General features: G+C 50.8%; 28 protein-coding genes and 1 pseudogene. 14 read left to right on the top strand and 15 right to left on the bottom strand.

Features of this window, described 5'->3' with window-relative positions; translation table 11 throughout:
• Positions 1-597 precede the first annotated feature (597 nt).
• Genes ACSJJG_RS06935 through ACSJJG_RS06920 form a run of 4 tightly spaced genes read left to right on the top strand, consistent with a single transcriptional unit; the run spans position 598 to position 5,701 of the window.
• Complete coding sequence (locus ACSJJG_RS06935; RefSeq protein WP_481088894.1) at positions 598-4,392, top strand: DUF6531 domain-containing protein; 3,795 nt, start codon at positions 598-600, stop codon at positions 4,390-4,392.
• Positions 4,379-4,852: a hypothetical protein gene (locus ACSJJG_RS06930; RefSeq protein WP_481088893.1), complete on the top strand. Its 474-nt coding sequence runs from the start codon at positions 4,379-4,381 to the stop codon at positions 4,850-4,852. Before ACSJJG_RS06935 ends, ACSJJG_RS06930 begins: the two co-directional genes overlap by 14 nt.
• Positions 4,759-5,319 (top strand): RHS repeat-associated core domain-containing protein, encoded by a 561-nt coding sequence (locus ACSJJG_RS06925; protein ID WP_481088892.1) that lies wholly within the window; start codon positions 4,759-4,761, stop codon positions 5,317-5,319. Before ACSJJG_RS06930 ends, ACSJJG_RS06925 begins: the two co-directional genes overlap by 94 nt.
• 10 nt (positions 5,320-5,329) lie before the next feature.
• Positions 5,330-5,701, top strand: a complete 372-nt coding sequence (locus ACSJJG_RS06920) for a hypothetical protein (protein WP_189761409.1) — start codon at positions 5,330-5,332, stop codon at positions 5,699-5,701.
• A gap of 127 nt (positions 5,702-5,828) precedes the next feature.
• Here the strand turns inward: ACSJJG_RS06920 and tnpC are convergent, their stop codons facing one another.
• Complete coding sequence (tnpC, locus tag ACSJJG_RS06915; protein WP_481088891.1) at positions 5,829-6,947, bottom strand: IS66 family transposase; 1,119 nt, start codon at positions 6,945-6,947, stop codon at positions 5,829-5,831.
• On the opposite strand from tnpC, the gene ACSJJG_RS06910 reads away from it, so the two are divergent.
• On the top strand, positions 6,934-7,137 hold the full coding sequence (locus ACSJJG_RS06910) for a hypothetical protein (RefSeq protein ID WP_481088890.1): 204 nt from the start codon (positions 6,934-6,936) through the stop codon (positions 7,135-7,137). The two genes, tnpC and ACSJJG_RS06910, sit on opposite strands and share 14 nt — an antisense overlap.
• 20 nt (positions 7,138-7,157) lie before the next feature.
• Here the strand turns inward: ACSJJG_RS06910 and ACSJJG_RS06905 are convergent, their stop codons facing one another.
• The 4 genes from ACSJJG_RS06905 to ACSJJG_RS06890 all read right to left on the bottom strand — a co-directional run bounded on the left by ACSJJG_RS06905 (position 7,158) and on the right by ACSJJG_RS06890 (position 8,448).
• On the bottom strand, positions 7,158-7,325 hold the full coding sequence (locus ACSJJG_RS06905) for a hypothetical protein (protein WP_481088889.1): 168 nt from the start codon (positions 7,323-7,325) through the stop codon (positions 7,158-7,160).
• Positions 7,318-7,734, bottom strand: a complete 417-nt coding sequence (gene tnpB, locus ACSJJG_RS06900; protein ID WP_481088888.1) for an IS66 family insertion sequence element accessory protein TnpB — start codon at positions 7,732-7,734, stop codon at positions 7,318-7,320. The genes ACSJJG_RS06905 and tnpB overlap by 8 nt, the downstream gene beginning before the upstream one ends.
• A 91-nt stretch (positions 7,735-7,825) precedes the next feature.
• The gene (gene tnpA, locus ACSJJG_RS06895) at positions 7,826-8,047 is read right to left on the bottom strand and encodes an IS66 family insertion sequence element accessory protein TnpA (RefSeq protein WP_481088887.1); all 222 of its coding nucleotides are present in this window, start codon (positions 8,045-8,047) and stop codon (positions 7,826-7,828) included.
• On the bottom strand, positions 8,044-8,448 hold the full coding sequence (locus tag ACSJJG_RS06890; RefSeq protein ID WP_481088886.1) for a SymE family type I addiction module toxin: 405 nt from the start codon (positions 8,446-8,448) through the stop codon (positions 8,044-8,046). Before ACSJJG_RS06890 ends, tnpA begins: the two co-directional genes overlap by 4 nt.
• 538 nt (positions 8,449-8,986) lie before the next feature.
• Here ACSJJG_RS06890 and ACSJJG_RS06885 point away from each other — a divergent pair.
• From ACSJJG_RS06885 to ACSJJG_RS06870, 4 genes are all read left to right on the top strand, one after another.
• Positions 8,987-9,493, top strand: coding sequence for a CHC2 zinc finger domain-containing protein (locus ACSJJG_RS06885; RefSeq protein WP_481088885.1), 507 nt, complete (start codon positions 8,987-8,989; stop codon positions 9,491-9,493).
• A 234-nt stretch (positions 9,494-9,727) separates the two neighbouring features.
• Positions 9,728-10,060, top strand: coding sequence for a toprim domain-containing protein (locus ACSJJG_RS06880; protein WP_481088884.1), 333 nt, complete (start codon positions 9,728-9,730; stop codon positions 10,058-10,060).
• A 143-nt stretch (positions 10,061-10,203) separates the two neighbouring features.
• On the top strand, positions 10,204-10,380 hold the full coding sequence (locus ACSJJG_RS06875; RefSeq protein WP_481088883.1) for a hypothetical protein: 177 nt from the start codon (positions 10,204-10,206) through the stop codon (positions 10,378-10,380).
• A gap of 177 nt (positions 10,381-10,557) precedes the next feature.
• Entirely contained in the window at positions 10,558-11,520 is a 963-nt protein-coding gene (locus tag ACSJJG_RS06870; protein WP_481088882.1) for a hypothetical protein, read from the top strand.
• Between the two features lie 198 nt (positions 11,521-11,718).
• Here ACSJJG_RS06870 and ACSJJG_RS06865 read toward each other — a convergent pair whose 3' ends face one another.
• Positions 11,719-11,889, bottom strand: a complete 171-nt coding sequence (locus tag ACSJJG_RS06865) for a hypothetical protein (protein WP_481088881.1) — start codon at positions 11,887-11,889, stop codon at positions 11,719-11,721.
• A gap of 103 nt (positions 11,890-11,992) precedes the next feature.
• Here ACSJJG_RS06865 and ACSJJG_RS06860 point away from each other — a divergent pair, with 103 nt between their 5' ends.
• Both ACSJJG_RS06860 and ACSJJG_RS06855 read left to right on the top strand, forming a co-directional pair.
• Entirely contained in the window at positions 11,993-12,133 is a 141-nt protein-coding gene (locus ACSJJG_RS06860) for a hypothetical protein (protein ID WP_481088880.1), read from the top strand.
• 194 nt (positions 12,134-12,327) lie between these two features.
• Complete coding sequence (locus ACSJJG_RS06855; protein WP_481088879.1) at positions 12,328-12,849, top strand: tyrosine-type recombinase/integrase; 522 nt, start codon at positions 12,328-12,330, stop codon at positions 12,847-12,849.
• 346 nt (positions 12,850-13,195) lie between these two features.
• Here ACSJJG_RS06855 and ACSJJG_RS06850 read toward each other — a convergent pair whose 3' ends face one another.
• Positions 13,196-13,480 carry a hypothetical protein gene (locus ACSJJG_RS06850; RefSeq protein WP_481088878.1) on the bottom strand — a complete coding sequence of 95 codons (285 nt, stop codon included), beginning with the start codon at positions 13,478-13,480 and terminating at the stop codon, positions 13,196-13,198.
• 386 nt (positions 13,481-13,866) lie between these two features.
• Between ACSJJG_RS06850 and ACSJJG_RS06845 the strand changes: the two are divergent.
• From ACSJJG_RS06845 to ACSJJG_RS06835, 3 genes and pseudogenes are all read left to right on the top strand, one after another.
• Positions 13,867-13,950 (top strand): annotated as a pseudogene (locus ACSJJG_RS06845) (RHS repeat-associated core domain-containing protein); the annotation flags it as partial.
• Positions 13,930-14,385 (top strand): EndoU domain-containing protein, encoded by a 456-nt coding sequence (locus ACSJJG_RS06840; RefSeq protein ID WP_399494499.1) that lies wholly within the window; start codon positions 13,930-13,932, stop codon positions 14,383-14,385. The pseudogene ACSJJG_RS06845 and the gene ACSJJG_RS06840, both read left to right, overlap by 21 nt.
• A gap of 7 nt (positions 14,386-14,392) precedes the next feature.
• Positions 14,393-14,710, top strand: a complete 318-nt coding sequence (locus ACSJJG_RS06835; RefSeq protein ID WP_189759290.1) for a hypothetical protein — start codon at positions 14,393-14,395, stop codon at positions 14,708-14,710.
• A gap of 206 nt (positions 14,711-14,916) precedes the next feature.
• Here the strand turns inward: ACSJJG_RS06835 and nuoN are convergent, their stop codons facing one another.
• Genes nuoN through nuoG form a run of 8 tightly spaced genes read right to left on the bottom strand, consistent with a single transcriptional unit; the run spans position 14,917 to position 24,883 of the window.
• The gene (gene nuoN, locus ACSJJG_RS06830) at positions 14,917-16,374 is read right to left on the bottom strand and encodes an NADH-quinone oxidoreductase subunit NuoN (RefSeq protein ID WP_481088877.1); all 1,458 of its coding nucleotides are present in this window, start codon (positions 16,372-16,374) and stop codon (positions 14,917-14,919) included.
• A gap of 6 nt (positions 16,375-16,380) precedes the next feature.
• Complete coding sequence (gene nuoM, locus ACSJJG_RS06825) at positions 16,381-17,901, bottom strand: NADH-quinone oxidoreductase subunit M (protein WP_481088876.1); 1,521 nt, start codon at positions 17,899-17,901, stop codon at positions 16,381-16,383.
• A gap of 19 nt (positions 17,902-17,920) precedes the next feature.
• Positions 17,921-19,783, bottom strand: coding sequence for an NADH-quinone oxidoreductase subunit L (gene nuoL, locus ACSJJG_RS06820; protein ID WP_481088875.1), 1,863 nt, complete (start codon positions 19,781-19,783; stop codon positions 17,921-17,923).
• Positions 19,780-20,082, bottom strand: a complete 303-nt coding sequence (gene nuoK, locus ACSJJG_RS06815) for an NADH-quinone oxidoreductase subunit NuoK (RefSeq protein ID WP_481088874.1) — start codon at positions 20,080-20,082, stop codon at positions 19,780-19,782. Before nuoK ends, nuoL begins: the two co-directional genes overlap by 4 nt.
• Positions 20,082-20,612, bottom strand: coding sequence for an NADH-quinone oxidoreductase subunit J (gene nuoJ / locus ACSJJG_RS06810; protein ID WP_481088873.1), 531 nt, complete (start codon positions 20,610-20,612; stop codon positions 20,082-20,084). Before nuoJ ends, nuoK begins: the two co-directional genes overlap by 1 nt.
• 12 nt (positions 20,613-20,624) lie before the next feature.
• Positions 20,625-21,167 (bottom strand): NADH-quinone oxidoreductase subunit NuoI, encoded by a 543-nt coding sequence (gene nuoI / locus ACSJJG_RS06805; protein WP_047769406.1) that lies wholly within the window; start codon positions 21,165-21,167, stop codon positions 20,625-20,627.
• 15 nt (positions 21,168-21,182) lie between these two features.
• A complete protein-coding gene (nuoH, locus tag ACSJJG_RS06800; RefSeq protein WP_481088872.1) occupies positions 21,183-22,160 on the bottom strand; it encodes an NADH-quinone oxidoreductase subunit NuoH in 978 nt (325 codons plus the stop codon).
• On the bottom strand, positions 22,160-24,883 hold the full coding sequence (nuoG, locus tag ACSJJG_RS06795) for an NADH-quinone oxidoreductase subunit NuoG (RefSeq protein ID WP_481088871.1): 2,724 nt from the start codon (positions 24,881-24,883) through the stop codon (positions 22,160-22,162). The genes nuoH and nuoG overlap by 1 nt, the downstream gene beginning before the upstream one ends.
• Positions 24,884-24,904 lie beyond the last annotated feature (21 nt).

The following is a 24,904-nucleotide window of genomic DNA, read 5'->3' as shown; positions in this document are numbered from 1 at the left end:
ATTTTTTTCTGCTTTTTTTGCCATGTATTTTATACCAATCATCTTTCAAGATGCGTCTTATATCGTATTGTAAATTGCAACTTGATATCAGGCGGCGGTCGAATCTGGCGTATCCATAGAATGCCCGCATAGCCATTCATTCAAACATAATTTTTGCGATCATGATCACAAAATTAAAATGATCATCATTTTAAAGGCAACAGCTTTTTCATTTTCATATTTAAATCAATATGTTAATTAAATACTATTTTTCTGCCAGCTAAATTATGCGAAATAATAAGTTAACTATATATAAAAACACCGCGCATTACGCTAATTAAGCAATGATTTTAATTTTTCATCCTGTGATTGTCAGAAGTTACTTTTTATTTCACTGGATTTCATTTTGTTTTTACTTTTTCATTATTTATTATTTCCCTCATTTTATTCACCACGAATGAGCCGATATATTCGGCTAATAGCCAATGGCGTCAAAAGCGGCACCGTGGGCGGCAAATGCCACCCGAAAGCACACACCCAGACCGTGCGCGCTGGCAACAAACTGATGCTGCGCCACGGGGATGAGTTTTGGATGAACGGGGCATAAGGAAAAAAACGATGGCAGAAAAATCTTCGACGCTGGTTGTCACGCCCACGGTTTATAAAGGCAAGGAATTTTGTGAGGAGTTTCATATTCGGACCCAGGCTGAGGCGGAAACCGCACTGAGCAGGGTCGATACGCTCTATCCACAAAGCCGCCGATATTATGGCGCTTACGGAGACGATCCGGAGTTAGATGAATACTACAATCACGAAGACGCCCAATTCGAAGCGCAGTCTTTTAAAAAAGCGGCACAGGATGCCGTTGACAAATTCAACAGCGGCGAGTTTCCGCTGAAAGCGTGGGAAGAAAAGGAAAAAACAGAAGCACCTGACTATCCTCAGCCCAATTCCCCTTTACCCGCCAAAGTTCGTGATGACAGCCCGACCGGGGAAGGGAATACCCTGGGCAAAATTGTCGCTCAGTCCGCCCCGGCACAAGTGTCAGCGGCAGACGCCAATCCCATTCCAACCGCAGAAACGCCGGCAGAAAAGGGCCTGTGGGATAAAACCGTTGACTGGTTTCAGGAAACCACCGATGACGTCAACAACTGGCTTGATGAGAGTAAACACAATCTGAAAGCAGCCTGGGACAATCCCGGCGAAGCCGCTATCGGGGCAGGAAAAGCGCTCTGGAATACCGTCCCTGAAATGGCGGAATTGGCTGGCAAGGGGATGGTGATTGCCGCGACCTCTCCCGCCGTTACAGCCGAAAAGGTATTGGGGTATATGGGGGTCGCGCCTGTCGGCATGGCTGAAATGCAGCAAAAAGCCGTGGAGGCGGTCAATACTGATGCGATTAAGCTGGAAATGAAAAGCGATGCCGAAAAAGGGGGAGGCCTCGCTTTCGATATCGGTAGTATAGCGATGGGAGGGGCAGGGATACTTAAAGAGGCAGCAAAAGGCACCGCAAAAGCAACAGCCAAAGCTGAAAGCAAAGTGTTGAGGGAAAAAGCCAAAGCCGCCGAAACATCGGGGGCTAAAATCAAAGGCCAGTCTCAGGAAAGGGCTAATCCCACGCCTGAAAAACCCAAAAATGCCGAAAAAGAGACCGTTGACAACCAGTCCAGCAATAAGGAAGGCAGTTGCACCGGGACGTGCAGTACAAAAGGTGAGCCTGTCGATATGGCCACCGGCGACTTCCTGCAAGTCTGGCCAGTGATTGCCATTCCCGGATTATTGCCCATCACCCTGACCCGCACCTATCGCTCCACCGCCAGGTACAACGGCCTGTTTGGGCCGAAATGGGCGGATGACTGGTCACGCCAGTTAGCCTTGTCCGAGGGCAAAGTGAATTTCACCGATGCGGACGGCGTGCTCTACGATTTCAGCACCCCGGATAACACCGTGCTCGCCCGTAACCGGCATATTCCTCATTACGTGCTGACGGGGGAATTGAACGGCGAACTGCAATTGACCGATCGCCGCTCGCAACTGATTTACCATTTCAATTACGCGATCGGCTCTCTCCGCAAGCTGTCTGCGATCACCGATCGTCGCCAAAACGCTATCCAGTTTATCTATGATGAACACTCACAACTCATCGAAATTACCCGTACGGATGGTTTCCGGTTAAGGCTGGGCTATCAAAGGCAGCAACTCCAGACGGTCGATTATCTCGACCCGCAGAAACCGCAGCGATTAGTCACCTGTCATTATGATCCGCAAGGCTATCTCAATGAATGTGATGCCTTCCAGCACCATCACCTGTGGCATGAATATGATGTTCAGGGGCGGATGATCCGCTGGCATGACACCGACCAGACTGATGTTAACCTCACTTATGATGAACAGGGGCGGGTGCTGACAACGAGTACGGCCAGTGGTTACTGGTGCGACAGTTTTTATTATGATGATCGGCTGCGTATCACGACCTACCGGGATGCTGAGGGCGGGGAAACTCAGCACCATTACGATCACCATGGACTGGTTTTCCGTGAAATTGATCCATTAGGCAGGATCACCCGTCGACAGTGGCACAACAGCCAGAAAATGTGGGAAGAAGATCCCGCTGGCAATGTCACCACCTTCGGTTACAACCCGGATGGTGCGCTGACGGAAGTAAAGTCGCCAACAGGTGAAATTTTTGCTTACGGTTATGATGAACATGGGCAGCTTATCGAAAGTGTGCTGCCGACCGGCGAGCGCTGGAAATTCCACTATGATAAGCAGGGCAATCTGGCGGCGCTGACCAATCCACTGGGGCACCGGGAGGAATACCAATACGGTACACATGGCGAATTACGCCAGCGCCTACTGCCGGATGGTCGCCAGTGGCACTATACCTACGATAAACAACAACGGCTGGCCGCAGTTATCACGCCGGACGGCCAGACTACCGGCTTACAACTGGATGAACTGGGTCGCCTGCGCCAACTCACTGATGCCCTGAAACAACAGACCCGCTACCGCTACAGCGACGACCATGCCAGTCTCAATGGCAGCCTGACCGAAATCACCCTGCCGGATGGCACCACGCAGCAACTGGCCTATGACAGTGAACGGCGTGTGGTGGCGGTGACTGACGGCGAAGGGCGCACCACACGCTACACTTACGGCGCCTTTGACCTGCTGACCCAGGTGACCCGGCCGGATGGCACGACGCTGCACTTTGGCTATGACCGCCTGACCCGCTTAAACTCAGTGACGGCCTCCACCGGCGAAACTTACCGTTATGAGCGGGATGCCGCCGGGCAGATTACCCGCGAAATCGATTTTACCGGACGTATCCTTGAGTATCAGTACGATAAACTGGGGCGTCGCACGCAAGTGCAGTATCCCGATGGTCAGCAACTCCGCTGGCACTATTCCGCTGCCGGCTTGCTGGTCAGACAGGAAAGCTGGCAGCCGGAAGAGCATCAGTGGGTACTGAAAGCGACCACCACTTACGAATACAACCCACGGCATCAACTGGTGAAAGCCACCAATGCCGATGCGGTGGTGGAATATGAGTATGACAAGACTACCGGCCTGCCGACCTGTGAGCGTATCAACGGGCGAGCAATCACCCGCGAATGGGACAGCCTGACGGGGCGCCCGGTCAGTGAAAGCCTGGATGGTCACACCCTGCACTTCGGCTATCACCCTCTATCGGGGGCACTCAATCATTTCCAGTTCAGCCAGCATGCGCCGCTGACACTCCGGCATGATGCGCTGGGACAGGAAACGGTGCGCGAAAGTGCCAACGGGTTTATCCTCGCCAGCCGCTACACCGCAACCGGCTTGCTGGCCCATCAGTCAGCCGGGCGGGACAGTGCCTTTTTCCGGGAAGCGCTGGCTCAAAACGACCCGCACTTCCCGCCACAGGCCACTGCCGTTAACCGGAGCTGGCAATATGACCGTGCCCGTAACGTCCTGGTCATTGACGACAGTCGCTGGGGGCAAACCCGTTATCGTTACAATACCAACGACCAGATCCTGAACACCCAATTCAGTGGGTTCCGCTCAAATGAAGAGCAATTCAGTTACGATGCCAACGGCAACCTGCGCCAACATTTGCCCACCGATGCGCAGGGCGCGATGGAACAGTTCATGCAACGCCAGCAGGCCGGACGGGTTGTGCAACGGGGTGATTCGCATTATCACTATGATGATAACGGCAGGCTCATCGAAAAAATCGAGCAGTGTGACGGTTTTCGTCCCCAGGTCTGGCGTTACCGCTGGGATACGCAAAACCAGCTCACCCATTTAGAAACCCCGGACGGCTCGCGCTGGCAGTACAAATACGATCCTTTCGGGCGGCGTATCCAGAAACAAAAAAACCCCACGATGGAAAACGGGTCGCAGAGAATTTACAGTTGTGGCTTCGGGTAAGCCTGATTTACCCGACAACCCGAAGGCGCTGGGCGGCTATGATTACCTGTGGAGCGGTGATCAGTTGATTGAGGAAGTGCCGTATCAGCTTGACGGTACGAGGCGGGAAGACAAACGCGTCCGCTGGTTATATGAACCCGGTTCATTAACACCATCGGCGCGTTTTGAGCGGGGCAAACTGCACTACGCCATCAGTGACCATCAGGGTACGGTACGGGAGATTTTAGATGAGCAGGGCGAACTGATCTGGAGCCAACGGCTGAGCACCTGGGGCAAAGCCGAAAACCGGGGCGGTGTGCCGTCCCATCACCCTGATCACCATGTCCAGTGCAACTTCCGGTTTTTGGGCCAGTATTTCGATGAGGAATGTCGGGGTTATGCTACAATCGGTACCGCTATTACTCGCCGGAGACCGGGCAGTACATCTCGAGTGATCCCATTGGATTATTGGGTGGGGTAAATCCTTACGGGTATGTGCATAATCCGGTTGGGCGTGTTGACCCACTTGGACTGAATTCAGAATTAATTGCGACTCAGGAGAAGATCAACGCAATACTTCGTGAGCATTTACCGGAAATACGCAAAATAGATCCAAATGCGGAAATTGGCTATCGAGGTAGTGTAGCGAGTGGGATTAGTAAGGCTCATGATCCGAGCATAGCCAGACCTGTTAATTTAAAAAGTTTTGATGTAGATGCGTTTATTAAGTCTGATTATTTGGCTTACAACCCTGTGTTTGATAATAGACGTCGTGATGCTTATAAAATTGAAGGAATGAAACAAATAGAAGCATCTATAGATAAAAAATTGAGAGCTGCACTTCCTGGATTAAGGGATGAGCCTTTCGGGTTTAGAATCTTCAAATCTCATGAGCTAGATGAGCTGGCAAGAAAAGGCGATGTTCAACAGATAGTTAAGTGTAAATAGGTTGATAAACATGTACACAGAAAAAACCAGACAGTTAAATTTTGTTTTATTGGAAGATATTCCTTTCGAAGAGTTAATACCTAAATTAGAGAAGGCGTTCAATATTAATTTGCCTTATAAAGATATTAAAGGACGTTATATTGCAAAAGCAAAATTGCAAGAATTTGATATTGAACTTGTTGATAGAATTGACCAGTTAGGTGATTTTTTATGTGATGATTATCATGTTATGTATATAATTGTTGACTCTGATAAATACTTTAATTTTGAATTTGAAAATAAAATAACCTCTATTCTAAAAGACGGAAAAATAAAATGGCGATATGCAACTTGGTCAAAATTAGAAGACTCTGAACATTGGAGAAGAATATATCCAAGTTAAGTAAAAAATAGCTTACAAATATGAAGCCGGAAAGATCCCCATGATCTTCCGGCTTTGTTCTTTTTCAGAGCAGCTCAATCCCTGCCCTTAGTTGCTGTTGTGTAAGCGGCCAATTAACCCGTGTAATTTACCTCATATCACTGATACTCACGTTCCACGGCAGTAGATCATGCAGAGGATCATCGGCTTGACGTTTGGGGAGTTCCGTAAAAATATGCCGGAAGTAAAAATACGGATTGAGATCATTGGCCCGGCAGGTCATCACCAGACTGTAGAGGTTAGCACTGGCAAACGCGCCGGCAGCGGACGTGGAAAAAATCCAATTTTTGCGCCCCGTGGTGAACGGCCGGATATCCCGCTCCGTGACATTATTATCAATGCTGATCTGCCCGTCCTCCAGATAGACAAGCAGTTTCGGCCACTGGTTCAGGGTATAGCTGATCGCCGTACCGATGGCACTTTTCGGCAAGGCTGTCTGGCTGGCCTCGGTTAGCCAGTCATGGAAATTTTTGAGTATCGGTGTGGCTTTTTCCTGCCGTAATCGTCGTCGGTCATCCGGGCTGAGTAACCGGGCTTCCCGCTCGACAGCGTACAGTTTAGCGATAAATGTCAGGGCCTGCTCAGCCCGCCCGGCTTTTTTCCCCGGTTGCACTTTCTGGGCATCGGTAAATTTGCGCCGGGCATGTGCCATGCACCCGGCGTGTTTAACCGATTTCAGCGTATCGTAAGCGGCGTAGCCATCCGTCAGCAGATAGCCCGCATAATCGCCTAAAAAATCGGCGACGCAACGCCCGCTGCGGCTCGGCTGGTAGTCGAAAATCACCACCGGCTGCGTCGCGAATTCACCGCTGCGATACACCCACATGTAGGATTGGCTTTGCGCCGGTCGATCCGCTTCGTTGAGTACCTGTACCGGCGTTTCATCCGCACAAATCAGCGATCCATTAAGCAGGTGAGTCCGCATCAGCCTGACCAGCACATGGACCTGGCGACCGAGCTGCACACACCAGTTCGCCAGCGTGCTGCGGCTGATCTCAATACCGGAACGCGCCAGAATATCGGTTTGCCGGTACAGGGGCAGCGCATCGACATATTTGGCCGTGACAATGGCGGCCTGTGGTCCGGGCTGGCTATTGTGCGGGGCAACAAACTGGGCGGTGCCGGGGCGGTGATAATTTTGCTGTGCGTCTGCGTCTTTTCGCACTGCCGGCAGGCGTATTTGAGTTGCGTTCGTGACGAATAACACTCACTTTCTGCGGGACGATTTGTCAGGGTTTCTGCGTCAACGCCGCAGGTGTGCGGCTCGGTGCGCCCGCAACAGTCGCAATGCGGGGCATTCAGGGTATGGCGCTGAACTTCCCGTTCTAACCCGGCGGGCAGCGGCTGACGGCCCTTTTTATGATGGGCAGGGCATCCTGCTGTTCCGCCTCGGTTGAACGTGCCTTTGTCGGTTTTTTCACTTTGTTTGCCAAAGCGTTTCGATTTGCTCAGGTTGAGCTGTTCGAGCAGTTGTTTGATTTGAACACGCAGATTCAGCCACAATACCGCCTGCGCCTGATTCGCGGCCTGAAGGCTGGCAGACGAGGGCTTTCAGTTGGTCAATATCATCCGGCAGGTCAGTCATTATTCAGGCTCTCGGGGAAAGGCCGGAGTGTGACAGCCAAACCGGCGGTAAAATCAAGGTCACGGATCACACTTTTAATCCCCGTAAGGGCTGATGGCGCAGGGGGAGGCGAGAGGGTGAGCCCCGATAACAGCCAGTTCAGTTGCGGTCGCGTAATGTGCACCGTCCCGTCGGTTTTCGGTGCAGGCCACTGAAAGCGGCCCCTTTCCAGCCGGCGATAGTAAAGCCAGAAGCCGTTGGTATCCCAGAATAAAATCTTGAGTTTATCGCGATGGCGGATGCAGAAAATAAATCCGGCGTCACTGAGCGGATCGAGGCCGAGGGCATCAACAATCCCCGCCAGCCCGTCGATAGATTTTCGCATGTCGGTGTGACCGGACACTATATAATCGTGCCACGACGGTATCATCGCAGCGCCTCAATCCAGTGGCGGGAGTATTCTTGCCGGTGGTGGGCATCTGTACAGTGGATAACGCCGCGGGTAACTCAACCCGAATCCGTTAGGCAGGAGTATGACGGGATGTGCGGTTGTCCGGGAACTCATCAAGCACGACGGGATGCAGGCGCTGCGGTTCAGGCTGTTGCCGAAGTTTTTTGGACCAATAGTAAAAGGTGGCGAGATTAATCTCATGGTGCTGGCAAAACGCGGTCACCGTCAGTCCGCTCTGTTTCTGGGTATTCGATAACCGCTGCCCAGTGTTGTTGTTTTCAGTCAATGTCATGGTGGTTTTCCTTTCTCAATAGAGAAAAGCACTATGAGCAAAAGATTAATGCGCCGGGTCTGTGGGGTTAATTGCGCGGTTACGCTGTTGTAGTCGCCAAGCAGTTCCCGCATTCTGAGCTTAATCTCACTGAGCTGGTCTTGCTGGCGCTGGTACTGTTGCTTGATGGTGCGGGTGTCGTCACTGTCAGGAATAAGCACCAAACAGCCGTCCATAATCTTGACGGTGAGGGTACAACCTTTATCAAACCCAGCCGCCTTAAGCCACTGGCCTTTCAGGTGTATCGCAGGCGGAGCGGTGGCCTTGTTATTTTGCGGCACGTATCCCACGGTGTAATAACGTTCTGTTTTTGTCGCTTTATTTACTGCACGGTTTTGCTTAGAATGCGCCTTAGCCATCATTCAACTCCTAATTAGTTGGTTGTGGTGAGCGGCGTTGGTGTGTTACCAGCACACCATCGCCGCGAAATTATCTCATTGTCCTACTTGCCAGTTTTTCCATTTTTGCCCTTGTTACCAAGCTCTCCATTAAAACACCAGCGCTTGTTTGTGAAAGCTAATAATTGCTCAAAGGCGAAACTCTAGGGTTAAATAGTTATCTTAGGGTTGTGTTGCTCAATTCTCAAATAATCAAAAATCAACACTATCTGGAGTACCTGAGCAATCTTTACCACCGTATCAAGTATGGTACTGATGAGCCACGCTCATTATAAGCCTTTTACTGCCAATAAATCCGCCAGATCGTGCCTGAGTCATCTTGCGTACTTCTCTTGCTTCCGGAGGCGAGTTGAAAAGACTTCCATACCGTTCTCACTTAACCAATTTTGAAATGATACGGTCATGGTAACCCTGCCTCTAAAAAACCCTTGACGATGTATACATAATAGTACTTTAATAATGACTTCAATGATCTATTGACAGGTTTTTAAAGGACTATGAAATGGCTCGCATTCCCGACGCAGAATTACAGCACCTGAAATCCGCTGTCTCCTTAGTTGCCGTTATTGAGCAGCAAGGACGGCAGTTGTTTAAGCGCGGCAAAGACATGACCGTGCTGTGCCCGTTCCATGAAGAGAAAACGCCCTCGATGGTCATTACCCCGTCGAAAAATCTCTATCACTGCTTTGGCTGCGATGCGGGCGGGTCGGTGCTCGACTGGGTGATGAAAACGGAGAATTTAAGCCTGCGCCATGCCGCCGAACGCTTAAAGGCCGTGCTGGGGCACAATCCGGCGGTGGAGCCGCTGGCAGCGGGCCGCGGTGCCCGTGATGGAACGGGCGGCAGGCGCTGCTGTCAGCGGGTGATCAACTTTTATCACCAGACACTGCTGAATGCGCCGGAAGCGCTGGCCTACCTGAAAAAACGCCGCCTTGATCATCCTGAGCTGGTCAGCCATTTTAAACTGGGCTTTGCCAACCGCACACTCGGTTATGGCTTGCCGGAGTAAAAAAACCAAGGCCGGGGCGGAGATCCGCCGTAGTTGCAGGCCGTTGGCCTATTGCGGGACAGCGGGCACGAACACTTAACGGCTCGCTGGTTGTGCCGGTGATCGGTCTAGACGGGCAAATGCAGGAAATGTACGGGCGTAAAATCACCGATGCTGGCGGGCAGGCACACCGCGGCATCTGTATTTACCGGGGAACATGGCGGCGTCTGGAATGAAGCCGGGCTGGTGGGTGGCGTGCCCTCGGTGATCCTGTGTGAATCTCTGATTGATGCCATGTCCTTCTGGTGTGCGGGTTATCGCAATGTCACGCTGTTCGTATGGGGTTCACGGCTTTACCGAAGCACACCGGGCAGCATCCAGCAGTATGAGATCCGGCAGGTGCATATCGCCTATGACAATGACAAGGCAGACAATGAAGCCGCCGCAGCACTGGCGGCAGAGTTGCAGTTAATGGGGCTGGATGTCTGGCGGGTGGTGTTCCCGGAAGGCAGTGATGCCGATCGTTTTGCGACGTGGCAAACCCGGAAACGGCTTTCGGTGACGTATTTGAATCCGCGCAATGGCTGAGTAAACCAACGAAAACAGCCGCTGTCAGACCCAAGTGCTGCCGTTGCCGTCCCCGTCTCTCCGGCGGCCCTTAGTGCCAGAGCCGGGCGTGGTGACAACGCTGGAGGCCAACGGGGATATCGTTGTTAGCAAGACGGGCAGGAGTGGCGAGCGCGGGTGTGCCGCCGAAAATCGGTGCGGTCATGAAAATCAACGTGCAGTTGCTGGATAAAAAAACGAGCGGGGCATTGTTCGTGGACAGTCTCGATATCCTGAGCGCCCGTGCGCGGACAGGGTTCGTGCGTCAAGCCGCACAGGAACTGGCATTACGGATACGCTGATCAAGCGTGAGCTGGCGCTATCTGGTACTGGAACAAGGGACATTCATGGGTCGCCGCAGAAACGGAACACGCCGCCGAGTCTTTGAATGCCGATGAACGGCCGGCCGCGCTGGACTTGTTGCAGAATCCCGGCGCTGGTGAGGCCGTATCACGGCGGACTTAGCCGCCTGTGGCGTGGTGGGTGAATCCACCAACCTGTTGGCCGCCTTTTTGGCGGCGGTGAGCCGAAAATTACCCAAACCCTTAGCCGTCCTGATCCAGAGCAGCAGCGCCGCCGGCAAGAGCAGCCTGATGGATGCCGTGCTAAACCTGATCCCCGAAGAAGAGCGTATCCAGTACAGCGCCATGACCGGGCAGAGCCTGTTTTATCTCGGTGAAACCCATCTCCAGCACAAGATTTTAGCCATCGCGGAAGAAGAAGGGGTGCGGCAGGCGGCCTATGCGCTCAAGCTGTTGCAGTCAGACGGCGAGCTGACGATGGCGAGCACGGGCAAGGATGAAGCCACGGGGAATCTGGTCACCAAAAGCTATACCGTCAAAGGCCCGGTGATGCTGATGCTCACCACAACGGCCATCGATATTGACGAAGAACTGCTCAATCGTTGTCTGGTGCTGACCGTCAACGAATCCCGCGAACAGACCGAAGCGATCCATGCGTTACAGCGCCAGAAGCAGACACTCGAAGGCTTGCTGGCTGAGAACGAGCGCGATTATCTGACGCAGCTTCATCAAAATGCCCAGCGGTTGCTGAAACCATTAAATGTCGTGAATCCGTATGCCAGCCAGCTCACCTTTATGAGCGATAAGACCCGCACCCGCCGCGATCATATGAAATATCTCACCCTGATCCAGAGTATCGCCTTGTTGCACCAGTACCAGCGGGAAATCAAGACTGCCGAACATCGCGGCAGACGACTTGAATACATCGAAGTGACCAAAGACGATATCCGGCTTGCCAATCAGTTGGCGCATGAAATCTTAGGCCGGACACTCGACGAAATGCCGCCGCAGACGCGCAAGCTGTTGCTGCTGATACAGGGCGGCATGGATACAGGACAGCGGTCAGCCACGAGCAATGAGATGATTTTTACCCGCAAACAGTTACGCGAGGTACGGTGCAGTGGGGCGATACCCAGTTAAAAATCCATCTCTCGCGGCTGGTTGAAATGGAATATCTGCTGTTGCACACGGCGCGGGCTGACGTGCGCCTATGAACTGCTGTTTGATGGTGACGACAGCGACACCGCGTACCTGTGCGGCCTTATCGTGCCGTGACAGGGCAGGTATGACTTACTGAGGTAGGAGTTAATAACAGCGCAAGTCGTCCCTCAGTCGGGTTCAGTCGGCGGGCGGTCGGCATAGCAAAATCATCGCAAAGGGCAGATACAGCAAGGCTTCACCAAAAAGCGGTCGGACAACCTCAAAAAACACGGTTCCGCACCACATTAATTTATCCCCGTAATACCGTACTGCCAATAGCTGCCACACAGACAGGATTATCCACGGCATCGATTACTCTCAGACAACATATCCAAAATTACATTGAACACCTTGATACCTTGCGTTAGATACGCTGGGAACAACCCGGCTACACGCGTATCAGTCGAATCTGATGCAGTTCGTCCGCTGGTGTGAAGAACGGGGGATCACCACCGCGCAACAGGTGAGCTTCGCCCAACTGGAAAGCTGGCAACGTTATCTGTCAGCGCAAAAGATCCGCAGGGTTATCCCGTTGCTGCCAGCACCATTGTGAAAAAACTGACGAACGTGCGCCTCTGTTCGGCTGGCTGGTAAAACGGCAGATACCTGCTGTATAACCCGGCGCGGGATCTGGAGCTACCGGACAGGTGAGAAGGGTTACCGGGGCATATCCTGAGTGAAGAAGAAACCGCCCGTATCCTGAACTATGACAAACAGTAAACGACGCTGGGTCTGCGTGACCGGGCCATGATGGAAATGTTATGGAGCAGCGGCATCCGGCGTTCAGAGCTACAGCGGTTACAGGTGGGTGATGTGGACTTCGGGCGCGGCGTGTTGTTTATCCGGCTGGGTAAGGGACGCAAAGATCGGGTTGTGCCGTTCGGTAAATCGGCGCAGCAGTGGACACAGAGCTATCTGGAGGAAGTGCGCCCGCGTCTGGTGTGGGAAAAAGATCCGGGTTATCTGTTTGTCTCCAATAAAGGTAAGGGGTTGACCGATGGCAGCCTGACACAAATAGTCCGCAATGCGCTTCATCGTCAGGTTGAAAAACCGGGCGCGTGTCACCTGTTCCGGCATGGCATGGCGACCCAGATGTTAGAAAATGGGGCAGATACACGGCACATTCAGGCGATACTGGGTCATGCCAGTCTGGAAACGACGCAAATTTATACCCATGTTGCCGTCGGACACTTAAAAGAAGTGCATAAACAGACCCACCCGGCAGAGCGTGATGCCAGAACAGAGCCGCTCAGCCCGTGCCAGCAGTGAGCCGGATGCCGAACCGACGCCACAGAACACCGGACAGCCCGGCAGTCCCCGTTGAGTTCGCTGGGATCGGTGCGGGGGCAGACCGTGACCGGACTGCCCGTTAGCCCCGGTGCTCGCGGGGGTACGTGGGCAATGGGCAGCATGGGCTATGGTGTCCCCATTCAGTCAGTGCAGGCCGCCCAAAGCCCACTCAACATAATGTAGGGGGATTATACGCCACTCACCGGGCAGCCACACCGTCCAGCCAGCGGCTCGTTAAGCGGCTCGCAACGTATAATTACATTATGTCTGGCGCCCCCGCTTATCAGCATCGCAAGGTGCACCGCACAAGGCTGCGCCTTCTGCTCTAACCGCCGGAACCCATGCCTGCCAAACACCGCGCCAGACCCTGAGCACCGAGCCAGACGATAGGCAAAAACACCTTCTTCTTTAGCGGCCTGCCTTGCTCAGGCCAACAACCCTGTAGGCAAGTCGGCCTGCGGCCTCCGCGTTTACCTCCCCCGCCCCAACCCCGCTGCGACTGACTGCGCCCGGCTCGCAGTCGCTGGGCTCCTCGCTCGTTACCGTGCTCGCCATCTTCGCCCCATGCAGCCCCCGCAGGGGGCTTCCCTTGGAAACCCGGCGCCCTCAAGCAAAACCGAGCACCTGCTTAGGCTTTCGTGCATCAGAGCGTCGCAAGGCGCCGCTTGCGGGCTCTATGCCACCCGCACCCGCAGAACGTCCGCCCGCCGCCCAACAAGTTGGGCCGCGTTCGCCCGTTGCCGAAAGTGAAAAACCGCACAAAAACCGGCTGTTCAGTCAATCACAAGGGAAAAGGGGCGCTATACTGCACCACGGCTTGCGGCGGTAGCAGGGCAAAAAGCGCACCGGGGCAACATCGCAAAACAGGCCAAAAGTGCACATCGGCGTTTTAGGTTCGCGGGGATGGACGGAACAGGTAAAAATGGTTCTTTAACAAGCTGATAGTCAAAGAAAAAATCGCTTAAAACAGTATGACCGCACCGGAATCGTTCCTAAGACCCCATTGGGCTGGCGGGCGGGTTGAATCCTTACGGATATGTGCATAATCCCACAAGATGGATCGATCCACTGGGATTAGCAGGAGAAGATTGCGATAAACTGCTTAAGCAGGCTTCCAAAAGAGCTGTTCCTTCGATAAATGATGAGCATGTTTTCCACGGTGAAGTTAACAGGAGAGGGAAGGCGGTTGGATTTCATCATGAAGGAGATCATCACGGTAAAGCGCGAATTGTTCAAATGACAAATCCACCTAATTCACAGGGCTTTTATACAGGTAAAGTAGAAATTCGCGATGCGAAGACAGGTCAATGGATACCCAAAGAACGCGAATCATCATTTTATCCAAAATCATGGAGTCAGCAAAAAGTTCTAGATGAGATTAAAGGTGCTTATCAAAATGCCACAATACAGCCAAATGGGAAATGGTCTGGAAAAGCACCTAGCGGAGTTAGAATAGAAGGATGGCTTGACGCTTCGGGTAAGATAAATACCGCATACCCTATATACACTAAGTAGAGGAAATATGAAATTTTTTATTGATAAAGATGGATATCCAGCAGTCGATATTGATTATGATCGCCATGTATTAGCTGATTTTTTAAGTGGTGATATTCAGGGTAGTATTTATAGCGTGAACGAACTTATTGATTTATGCGAATCTATCAAAAATGGCGTATTACCACTATGGGAAGGTACTGGCAATGCTCATACTGTTACCATTAAACCGGATGGTGTCGAAATATTTAACGAATATACAGAAGAAAGTCTTAAGCTCGCAACCATAGAAGAATTCAAAGGTTATCTTGAAAAATGGAAAGAATTACTTCTAAGTAGAGAATAAACATTAAAGAGCTGGAAAGATCCCAAGATCTTCCGGCTTTTTTTTAAGGGCCGCTCAGTCCTTGCTCTTAGCGGCTTTGATACTCCCCAATCAGTTCCCACATTCTCAGCTCAATTTCACTGAGCTGGTCTTGCTGTCAGACATTTACAACAAAAAACCCAGACAACGATGGCTGGGTTTTTAAAATAGTTTCTTTAGATTATTGTTTACAGAACGCTTTTCGCCTGCTGAACAATATCAATCAGCGGTTGTGGCCAAATACCAAAGATCAACACCAGTAACGCAGTGAGCAACACCACAATCCCGCCAGAGGTAAATGCCCAATTACGTGGTGTATCACGGTTCAGTGCTTTCGGTGCCGGCAGGTACAGGCTCACCATCACGCGTAGATAGTAGTAAAGACCGATGGCACTACCCACGACAACTGCACCAGTCAGCCACCATAATCTTGCTTCAACACCTGTCGCGATAACATAGAATTTGCCAATGAAACCAAATGTTAATGGTATTCCCGCCAATGACAACATCATGACAGTCATTACCGCTGACAGGATCGGTTTATGCCAGAACAGGCCACGATAGGAGAACAGTGAATCCGCATCTGGCCCTCGGTATGGGCTAGACATCAAGCTGACCACGCCAAATGCCCCGATACTGGCGAGCAAATAACCGACCAGATAAATCCCTGCCGTCTCTTCTGCCAAAGTATGATCTTTGATGGCAACCAATACCACCAGCAAATATCCCAAATGAGCAATGGATGAGTAACCCAGCAGTCGTTTGATATTGCTTTGTGTTAATGCCAGCAAGTTACCAAACAGGATAGATGCAATAGCAATCACAGTTAGCAGAATACGTAAGGTTGTGCTTTCAGCCACAGGTGCTTCAATGAATAAGCGCATGATCACTGCAAAAATCGCTACCTTACTTGCCGTTGCCAGAAAGGTCGATACCGGTGCAGGCGCACCTTGATAAACATCCGGCGTCCACAGTTGGAAAGGCACAAGAGAAAGTTTAAAGCCCAGTCCTACGATCATCATCCCCAAGCCAGCCAGAACTAACGGTTCATGCAGTTTGCTATCGCTCAAACTCTTGCCGAGTGATGCGAAAGATAAATCACCGGATTCTGCATACAGCAATGCAATACCAAACAGCAGGAATGAAGATGCTGCCGCGGACAGCAACATATATTTGATGCCTGCTTCCAACGAACGTTTCTGGCGATATGCATAACCCACTAAACCAAATAGCGGCAGGGTGATCAATTCAATTCCGATAAACAGTGATGCCATATGGTTGGCAGAAGAGAGCAGAATTCCCCCAGCCGCCGCGATCAACACTAACAGATAAAATTCTTCTTTATTATCGGGATAATTTTCCAACCATAAGTAGGCAAATGTCGTTGTTGCAAGGCTCGCAATCAGCACAAGGGCAGTATAGAACATTGCAAAACGATCTACATGAATCAATGGTGTGACATCCATTGGCTCCTGCTGTCCCACAAAATAGAGAGAGAACAGAGCCAGGTTTAGACCAATTACCGTCAGGATGACATTGGTGAAATGATCGCGTCGCCACGCAATGGACAACATCACAACCACCACCGTCAATCCGACGATCAATAGCGGCAACAGTGCGATCAATTGTTCAGAAGTTATTGTCATGGCGAATTACGGCCTTGTAGTTAAAAGTGAAGCTGAATACCAATTCTGGATGTTACCCATTGCTGCGGCTGAGGTATCAAGGATTGGCTGCGGGTAAATACCCAGAATCACCAGCAAGACGACCAACAACAACAGAATGGAAATTTCACGCATATCCATTCTCTGTAAGGGGTTATCAGTTTTTGGCGTACCGTAATAAGCCTTCTGCATCAAGTACAGTGCATAAACGGAGGCAAAAACCAAACCGAACACGGATACCGTAGTAACCAGGGTAAATTGACTGAAGCTGCCAAACAGGATCATAAATTCCCCGACAAAGTTACCAGTTCCTGGCATACCCAATGTGGCTACCGCAAAAAACAGGGATATCGCAGGCAAGAGTTGAATTCTTCCCCACAATCCGCCCATTTGGCGCATGTCTCGGGTATGCAGGCGTTCATATAACTGACCACATAGAATGAACAGACCCGCGGCTGACAGGCCATGTGCAATCATCTGTATCACCGCTCCCTGATAAGCCAATTGGCTGCCTGTGTAAATGGCGATAAGCACAAAGCCCATGTGAGAAACACTGGTATAGGCAATCAAGCGCTTGATATCAGTCTGGCTGAATGCCATCCACGCACCATAGAAAATACCAATGATGCCCAGCCACATGGCAATCGGCGCAAATTCCGCAGAAGCTTGTGGAAACAGAGGTAAACTGAAACGCAGTAAGCCATATGCTGCGGTTTTCAGCAAAATCCCGGCAAGGTCAACTGAACCGGCCGTTGGTGCCTGACTGTGAGCATCTGGCAACCAGCCATGTAAAGGAACAACCGGCATTTTCACCGCGAATGCAATGAAGAAACCCAGCATTAGCAGGTATTGAATGGTATGTGACATCGGCGTATGCAACAGTTTTTCATAACTGAATGTCCATTCGCCGGTTGCATCATGGTGAATGAAAGCCAGTGCCAGAATCGAAATCAGCATCACTAAGCCACTGGCCTGGGTATAGATGAAAAATTTTGTTGCCGCAGTAATACGGGTTTTCCCTTCCGAGCCTCTGTGTCCCCACAGAGCAATCAGGAAGTACATGGGTACTAGCATCACTTCCCAGAAGAAGAAGAACAAGAACAGGTCGATGGCAAGGAAAACCCCCATCACACCACCCAGTATCCACAACAGGTTCAGGTGGAAGAAGCCCTGGTATGGCTGGTTTTCATTCCATGAACAGAGGATCGCCATCAAACCCAATAGTGCTGTCAGCACCACCATCAGCAAGGATAAACCATCCAGTGCCAGATGAATGCTAATGCCAAAACGTGGGATCCACTGAAGCAAGAATTCGGATTGCCACTGTGGTATGCCCTGTGGGTTGGTGAGTGTATAACCGCCCTGTAACCACAGGTACAGGGCGAGTAACAGCGTCAGCCCCATCGCCAGAAGCGCTATCCAACGCGGCATACGGGTGCCGAAGCGCTCGACCTGCCAACACAGCAAGCCTCCGATGAAGGGCAGAAGAATTAGCCAAGGTAGTAGCATGGCGCAATGTGTCCCTTAATTAAACCAAAAGCAGCAGAGCTAAAACCAGCACTGCACCCAACCCCATAGAGGTAGCGTACCAACGGACTTGTCCGTTCTCACTCCAACGAAGCCCCTTATTGCCCCAACGTGACAATATGGCTGGAATGTTCATCAGTGAGTTCAAAGGATCACTTTGCAACAGGCGGGTGATGCCCTTGAATGGTTTTACAAATACCCAGTCATACAGCGCATCAAATCCCCAGGCATGGAACCACCATGTGGAGAAGAAACGCCCCGCAGCACTGTTCGCTGTGGCATTGACCACACCACGTTTGCCCAGATACAAAGCAGCCGCCAGCAAGATACCGACAACGGCAACCACACCAGAAACGATTTCCAATGTCATTTTGCCATCATGCCCTGCCACGCTGTTTTCTGATAGAACACTCTCAGGTAAGACGCCCATCAGCGGTGGCACAATCAGCGCGCCCACAAAAGTGGACAACACCAGCAATACTGACAATGGCAAGGTATGGGTAATGCCCTTGACTGAATGAGCACGGGTATTTTCTTCACCGTGGAACACGATGAAGATCATGCGGAAGGTATACAGTGATGTCATCAATGCCCCAATCAGCCCCGCCAGCATCAGATTCATATGACCGTTTGCCAACGCGCCCCACAGGATTTCATCCTTACTGTAGAAACCTGCTGTCAGTAATGGCAGTGCCGACAACGCAGAGCCACCCACCAGGAAGCAGAGATAAACAAATGGAATACGCTTACTCAGCCCCCCCATCTTGAAGATGTTTTGCTCATGGTGGCAGGCCAGAATCACTGAGCCAGAAGCCAGGAACAGTAATGCCTTGAAGAACGCATGGGTCATGAGGTGAAAGATTGCGGCATCCCACGCCTGTACGCCCAATGCCAGAAACATGTAGCCAATCTGGCTCATGGTGGAGTAAGCCAGTACGCGTTTGATATCTGTCTGTACCAGTGCCGCGAAACCTGCCAGCAGCAAGGTGATCGCACCAATAATACCGACCAAATGCAAAATATCAGGCGCCATCAAGAACAATGCATGGCTGCGGGCAATCAGATAAACACCTGCGGTAACCATCGTCGCGGCGTGGATCAGAGCAGAAACTGGTGTTGGACCAGCCATCGCATCGGCTAACCATGTTTGCAATGGCAACTGAGCGGATTTACCGACAGCCCCCCCCAGAATCATCAAGGTTGCCCAGGTGATCGCGCCAGAGCCGACTTCAATATGTTGTGGAGCCAATACCGCTAATTCGCGGAAACTCAACGTCCCAAGCTGGTCGTAAAGGATAAACATACCAATGGCAAGGAATACGTCACCAACACGGGTCACAATGAAGGCTTTCATTGCTGCCGCGCCATTGGCAGGGTTTTTGTAGTAGAAACCGATCAATAGGTAACTGCACAGGCCTACACCTTCCCAACCGAGATACATCAGTAGTATGTTATCTGCCAGTACCAATACCACCATACTGGCGATAAACAGGTTGGTATAGGCGAAGAAGCGGGAGTATCCCTCTTCACCACGCATGTACCAAGACGCGTAGATGTGGATCAGAAAACCAACACCTGTCACCACACTGAGCATCGTCAGTGACAAACCATCCAGCACCAGATTAACCGGAATGCTGAAATTATCCACTGCCATCCAGTTCCACAACGTTTGGCTGTAAACCAGCCCCCCTGCCCCATCCTGTGCAAGAAAATCAAGCGCTACCCAGAATGCGACTAATGCTGCCAGCCCAACAGAACCAATCCCGATGGTGGCTGACATATTTTCAGACCAGCGGCCACGGGAAAATGCCAATAGCAAAAATCCCAGCAGTGGCAGCAGAATGGTTAAATAGAGTAAGTTCATCCGCGCATCTCACTGACTGTATCAATATTCAGGTTTTGGCGACGACGGTGCAACTGTAGTAACAGTGCCAAACCGATACTCGCCTCGGCGGCTGCCAGAGTAATGGCCAGAATGTACATCACCTGACCATCAGGCTGGAGCCAATAGCTGCCAGCAACGACAAACGCCAGCGCTGAAGCATCGATCATAATTTCCAACCCGATCAGCATAAATAACAGATTGCGGCGGATAATCAGGCAGGTGAAGCCTAATATAAACAGAATAGCCGCCAAAATGAGGCCATGGTGTAACGCTATCATTATTGTTGGTCCTCCGTACGATTGCTGATCACTTCCCCTTGCCGATTTTCACGACCGATGTGGTAAGCCACTACCAATCCTGCCAACAACAGCAAAGATGCCAGCTCGACCGCCAATACATAAGGGCCAAACAGGCTAATGCCCACTTCTTTGGCACTGACCACTTCACCACTGATTTCAGCGGATGGCAGTGTACTGATGGCATAAACCAGCACAATTAACAGCACGATAGACAGGATTGACGGGCCAATCCAGGCTCGGGGTTGTAACCAGCGCTGTTCCTGCTCGACAACTGATTTTCCTAAATTCAACATCATCACGACGAAGACGAACAACACCATAATAGCGCCCGCGTAAACGATGATCTCCAGAGCACCTGCAAAATAGGCGCCCATTGAAAAAAACACAACGGACAATGCCAACAAGGAAATAATCAGATACAGCAGTGCATGTACTGGATTCGTATGGGTTATCACCCTGAGTGTTGCCAGAATAGCAACCAGCCCTGCGACATAAAATGTAAATTCCATGAATATCGCTCCTTATGGCAACAAGCTTTTAACGTCGATAGGCTTGGCCTCATTGTCGGCTTCACCTTTATCTTTGCCGTCAATCGCCATACCTGTCTTACGGTAAAAGTTATAGTCAGGATATTTACCCGGCCCTGAAATCAGCAGATCTTCTTTCTCATACACCAGATCCTGACGCTTGAATTCACCCAGTTCAAAATCCGGTGTCAACTGAATAGCGGTAGTTGGGCACGCTTCTTCACACAGGCCACAGAAAATGCAACGCGAAAAGTTAATGCGGAAAAATTCAGGATACCAGCGCCCATCCTTATGCTCGGCTTTTTGCAGTGAAATACATCCTACCGGACATACCGCTGCACACAAGTTACACGCAACACAACGCTCTTCACCGTCAGGATCACGCGTCAGGACGATGCGCCCACGGTAACGGGGTGGCAGATAAACTGGCTCTTCAGGATACATTTTTGTTTCGCGTTTATGGAAGGCATGAAGCCCTATCATCCAAATACTGCGTACCTGGGTGGCGAAACCGACCACTAATTCTTTCAATGTCATGGTTCAATCACCCCTTTATTGAGCGTTGTATAAAATAACTGCGGCTGTCGCTAGCATATTAAGTAACGTTAACGGCAGACAAACTTTCCAGCCAAACGACATCACCTGATCATAACGAGGACGCGGCAAGGCAGCGCGGATCAAGATGAACATCATCATGAAAAATGCTGTTTTCAGCGCAAACCAGACGAATGGCGGCAAGAGAGGTCCATTCCAGCCACCAAAGAACAGCGTGACGATCAAAGCAGATACCGTCACAATCGCGATATATTCCCCGACAAAAAACAGACCGAATTTCATACCGGAATATTCAATGTGATAGCCGTCAGCCAGTTCTTGCTCTGCTTCCGGTTGGTCAAAGGGATGACGGTGGCATACCGCTACCCCCGCAATGGCAAAAGTCAGGAAGCCAAAGAATTGAGGAATAACATTCCACACATATTGCTGTGAGTTGACGATATCCACCATGTTAAAGGAGCCGGCTTGTGCCACAACGCCCATCATGGACATACCGAGGAAAACTTCATAACTCAATGTCTGTGCGGATGCACGCATCGCACCCAGCAGGGCATATTTGTTGTTACTCGCCCAACCAGCAAATAGCACGGAATAAACCGCCAGACCCGCCATCATCATGAAGAATAAGATGCCAATGTTCAGGTCTGAAACCATCCATGTTGGGCTTACTGGTACAATAACAAAGGCTAGAAGCATTGAGCAGAATGCAATGACAGGAGCCAAGGTGAAAATGGCCCTGTCAGAAAAGCGTGGTGCCCAGTCTTCTTTAAAGAACATTTTGATCATGTCTGCAACAAGCTGCAATGAACCGCCCCAACCAACTCGGTTTGGCCCATAACGGTTTTGAAACAGGCCAAGGATACGGCGTTCAAAGAAACTCATGAATGCCCCGCAGATAACCACGACCAGTAGAATGACAACCGCTTTCAGGACAGCAATCAGGATTTCAATCACCTCGGGAGTAAACCAGCTCATTATGCAACCTCCCGTAAGTTATTGACTGATTTACCAGCCAGAACCGGAGGTATACCCGGTATTCCCAGTGGCAAGCCGACTTGCCCTTGAGCCAGATTGTCACTCAAGCGCACGGCTAAACGCAACTGTTGCCCTTCACACTCAAATGCCATCACAGCACCTTCTTTCACATTCAAATGCTCCGCATCTTTATGATTGATCATCACATACGGCTCAGGCATACGCTCCTGTATTACATCAGAACGTTGGGACAGTTCTTCACTACCGAACAAATGGAAATAGGGCGCAACATGCCATTGATCTTTTTGCGCAGTGAATGCAGTCGGGATCGCGTCAAAATAGTTTAATCCACCATCAACCGTTTCAATCAAACGAACCCCCGGATCGCCAAAACGCAGCTTGCCACCGACTTCCGCCTGAAATTTATTCCACGCTTGTGGTGAGTTCCAGCCTGGTGCCCATGCAAATGGGATTTGCTGACGTGGTGCATATGGGCTGTTGTTCCCTTCCATTGAGAAAGCAAATGCGGTATCGATATCCTGTGGTTGGCGCTGCTCGTGGACACTAACATCAGCCAACATTGCGGTACGGCCGCTGTAACGATGAGGTGAACGCGCCAATTTTTGCCCACGAATACGGAATGTTGCATCGGGTGCCGCATTTACGATGCCTTTGAATTGCGGCATCACTTTGACACAAGCGGCAATCACATGATCAAGCTGTGTCCAGTCGGTTTGGCACTGTGTATAAGTGGTATATAGGGAATGCATCCAGCGCCAGCTTTCCAGCATAACGATAGATTTGTCATAAAATGCAGGTTCGTAAACCTGGAAATAGCGCTGGGCACGACCTTCCTGATTCACCAACGTACCGTCACTCTCTGCAAAACTGGAGGCTGACAGAATCAAATGCGCCTTATCCATGATGGCGGTGCGCTGGTGATCCACGACAATCAGGTTTTTCAGGCTATCCAGCGCGCGATCTATCTTATCCGCCGGCGCATGACGATAGAGATCGTTTTCCATCACAATGGCGGTGTCTGAATCTCCTTTAGCAATACGCTGCAAAGCAACATCCAATGGCTGCGCTTCCATCATCGCCAGCCCCAGACTATTGGCATACGCGGCAACATAAGAAAGACCGACATCTGAGCCTTTATCTTTCAACGCCCATGCGATATTAGCGGCAGCCTGAATCAAGGCATCACTGCCTGAATTGCTGCCACTGATAATCAATGGCTTTTTCGCATCACGTAATGCTTGTGCAATGATTGCCACTTTCGATTTCAGTTCATCCGGCAGGCCATCAACCGCAGGAGCGATATTGTTCAGGGCATGTGCCACGGCAAAGCCTAAGCGAGCCTGATCATCAACCGGTGCACGGTAACTCCATGCGGCAATATCATCCAGTCTGGTTTCATCAACACTGGTCAGGAAAAGAGAATACTTGGCATGTTGGCCAATATTCATCACAGCCGCAATCTGCCAGTCTGCCACTTTCTGAGCAGCAGCCATTTCACGCGCTTCGCCTTTCACTGCCTGACGCACAGATAACGCCATGCGAGCAGCCGTTTGGGTCAGGTCTTCCCCTAACACCAACACCGCATCATAATCTTCAATTTCACGCAGAGATGGCGTATAGACGCCACCTTGCTGGAGAATTTCTAACATCGTATCAAGGCGATGTTGTTCTTCCGCTGAAATACCACTGTAGAAGTTTTCCGCACCAACCAATTCACGTAAGGCAAAGTTACTTTCAATACTGGCGCGCGGTGAACCGATGCCAATGGCATTTTTCGCCTGACGCAAAATGTCTGCGCCCCCTTGCATGACTTGCTCGGCATTCAATGAAATCCACTGATCGCCACGCAATTGTTGTGGCTGGCGAGGACGGTCGTCGCGGTTGACATAGCCATAACCGAAACGCCCGCGGTCACACATAAAGTAGTGGTTGACAGTGCCATTATAACGGTTTTCTATCCGGCGCAATTCACCATAACGTTCACCAGGGCTGGTGTTACAGCCAATGCTGCACTGTTGGCAGATACTTGGCGCAAACTGCATGTCCCATTTACGGTTGTAGCGTTCTGAATGTGTTTTGTCGGTAAATACCCCTGTTGGACAAATTTCAACGAGGTTACCGGAAAATTCACTTTCCAGTGTGCCACTCTCAGGACGACCAAAATAGACGTTGTCATGAGCACCATAAACGCCAAAATCCGTTCCATCCGCATAATCTTTGTAATAACGGACACAACGGTAACAAGCGATACAACGGTTCATTTCATGAGCAATAAATGGTCCCAATTCCTGATTTTTGTGAGTGCGTTTGGTAAAACGGTATTTTCGGAATGAATGCCCCGTCATTACTGTCATATCCTGCAAATGACAGTTACCCCCTTCCTCACAAACTGGACAGTCATGGGGATGGTTGGTCATTAACCATTCCACAACACTGGCACGGAACTGTTTAGCTTCATCATCATCAATGGAAATATACGTGCCATCTGATGCAGGTGTCATACAAGACATCACCAGACGACCACGCGTATCTTCCGCATTTTGATATTGTTTCACCGCACACTGGCGGCAAGCGCCAACGCTTCCCAGCGCTGGATGCCAGCAAAAATAAGGTATATCAAGCCCCAATGAGAGGCAGGCTTGTAACAGGTTATCAGCCCCGTTTACATCATATTCTTTGCCGTCTACATGTATCGTAGCCATAGTCAGCATGCTTCCCAATGG

Source organism: Xenorhabdus sp. SGI 60 (assembly GCF_056632175.1).
This window is presented reverse-complemented; position numbering and strand designations above follow the sequence as displayed.

Coding starts and splice junctions, on each gene's coding strand:
- ACSJJG_RS06935 (WP_481088894.1), top strand. CDS start 598: ATGGCAGAAAAATCTTCGACGCTGGTTGTCACGCCCACGGTTTATAAA.
- ACSJJG_RS06925 (WP_481088892.1), top strand. CDS start 4,759: ATGTCGGGGTTATGCTACAATCGGTACCGCTATTACTCGCCGGAGACC.
- ACSJJG_RS06920 (WP_189761409.1), top strand. CDS start 5,330: ATGTACACAGAAAAAACCAGACAGTTAAATTTTGTTTTATTGGAAGAT.
- ACSJJG_RS06905 (WP_481088889.1), bottom strand. CDS start 7,325: ATGACTGACCTGCCGGATGATATTGACCAACTGAAAGCCCTCGTCTGC.
- tnpB (WP_481088888.1), bottom strand. CDS start 7,734: ATGATACCGTCGTGGCACGATTATATAGTGTCCGGTCACACCGACATG.
- tnpA (WP_481088887.1), bottom strand. CDS start 8,047: ATGACATTGACTGAAAACAACAACACTGGGCAGCGGTTATCGAATACC.
- ACSJJG_RS06890 (WP_481088886.1), bottom strand. CDS start 8,448: ATGATGGCTAAGGCGCATTCTAAGCAAAACCGTGCAGTAAATAAAGCG.
- ACSJJG_RS06885 (WP_481088885.1), top strand. CDS start 8,987: ATGGCTCGCATTCCCGACGCAGAATTACAGCACCTGAAATCCGCTGTC.
- ACSJJG_RS06865 (WP_481088881.1), bottom strand. CDS start 11,889: ATGCCGTGGATAATCCTGTCTGTGTGGCAGCTATTGGCAGTACGGTAT.
- ACSJJG_RS06860 (WP_481088880.1), top strand. CDS start 11,993: ATGCAGTTCGTCCGCTGGTGTGAAGAACGGGGGATCACCACCGCGCAA.
- ACSJJG_RS06855 (WP_481088879.1), top strand. CDS start 12,328: ATGATGGAAATGTTATGGAGCAGCGGCATCCGGCGTTCAGAGCTACAG.
- ACSJJG_RS06835 (WP_189759290.1), top strand. CDS start 14,393: ATGAAATTTTTTATTGATAAAGATGGATATCCAGCAGTCGATATTGAT.
- nuoN (WP_481088877.1), bottom strand. CDS start 16,374: ATGACAATAACTTCTGAACAATTGATCGCACTGTTGCCGCTATTGATC.
- nuoM (WP_481088876.1), bottom strand. CDS start 17,901: ATGCTACTACCTTGGCTAATTCTTCTGCCCTTCATCGGAGGCTTGCTG.
- nuoL (WP_481088875.1), bottom strand. CDS start 19,783: ATGAACTTACTCTATTTAACCATTCTGCTGCCACTGCTGGGATTTTTG.
- nuoK (WP_481088874.1), bottom strand. CDS start 20,082: ATGATAGCGTTACACCATGGCCTCATTTTGGCGGCTATTCTGTTTATA.
- nuoJ (WP_481088873.1), bottom strand. CDS start 20,612: ATGGAATTTACATTTTATGTCGCAGGGCTGGTTGCTATTCTGGCAACA.
- nuoI (WP_047769406.1), bottom strand. CDS start 21,167: ATGACATTGAAAGAATTAGTGGTCGGTTTCGCCACCCAGGTACGCAGT.
- nuoH (WP_481088872.1), bottom strand. CDS start 22,160: ATGAGCTGGTTTACTCCCGAGGTGATTGAAATCCTGATTGCTGTCCTG.
- nuoG (WP_481088871.1), bottom strand. CDS start 24,883: ATGGCTACGATACATGTAGACGGCAAAGAATATGATGTAAACGGGGCT.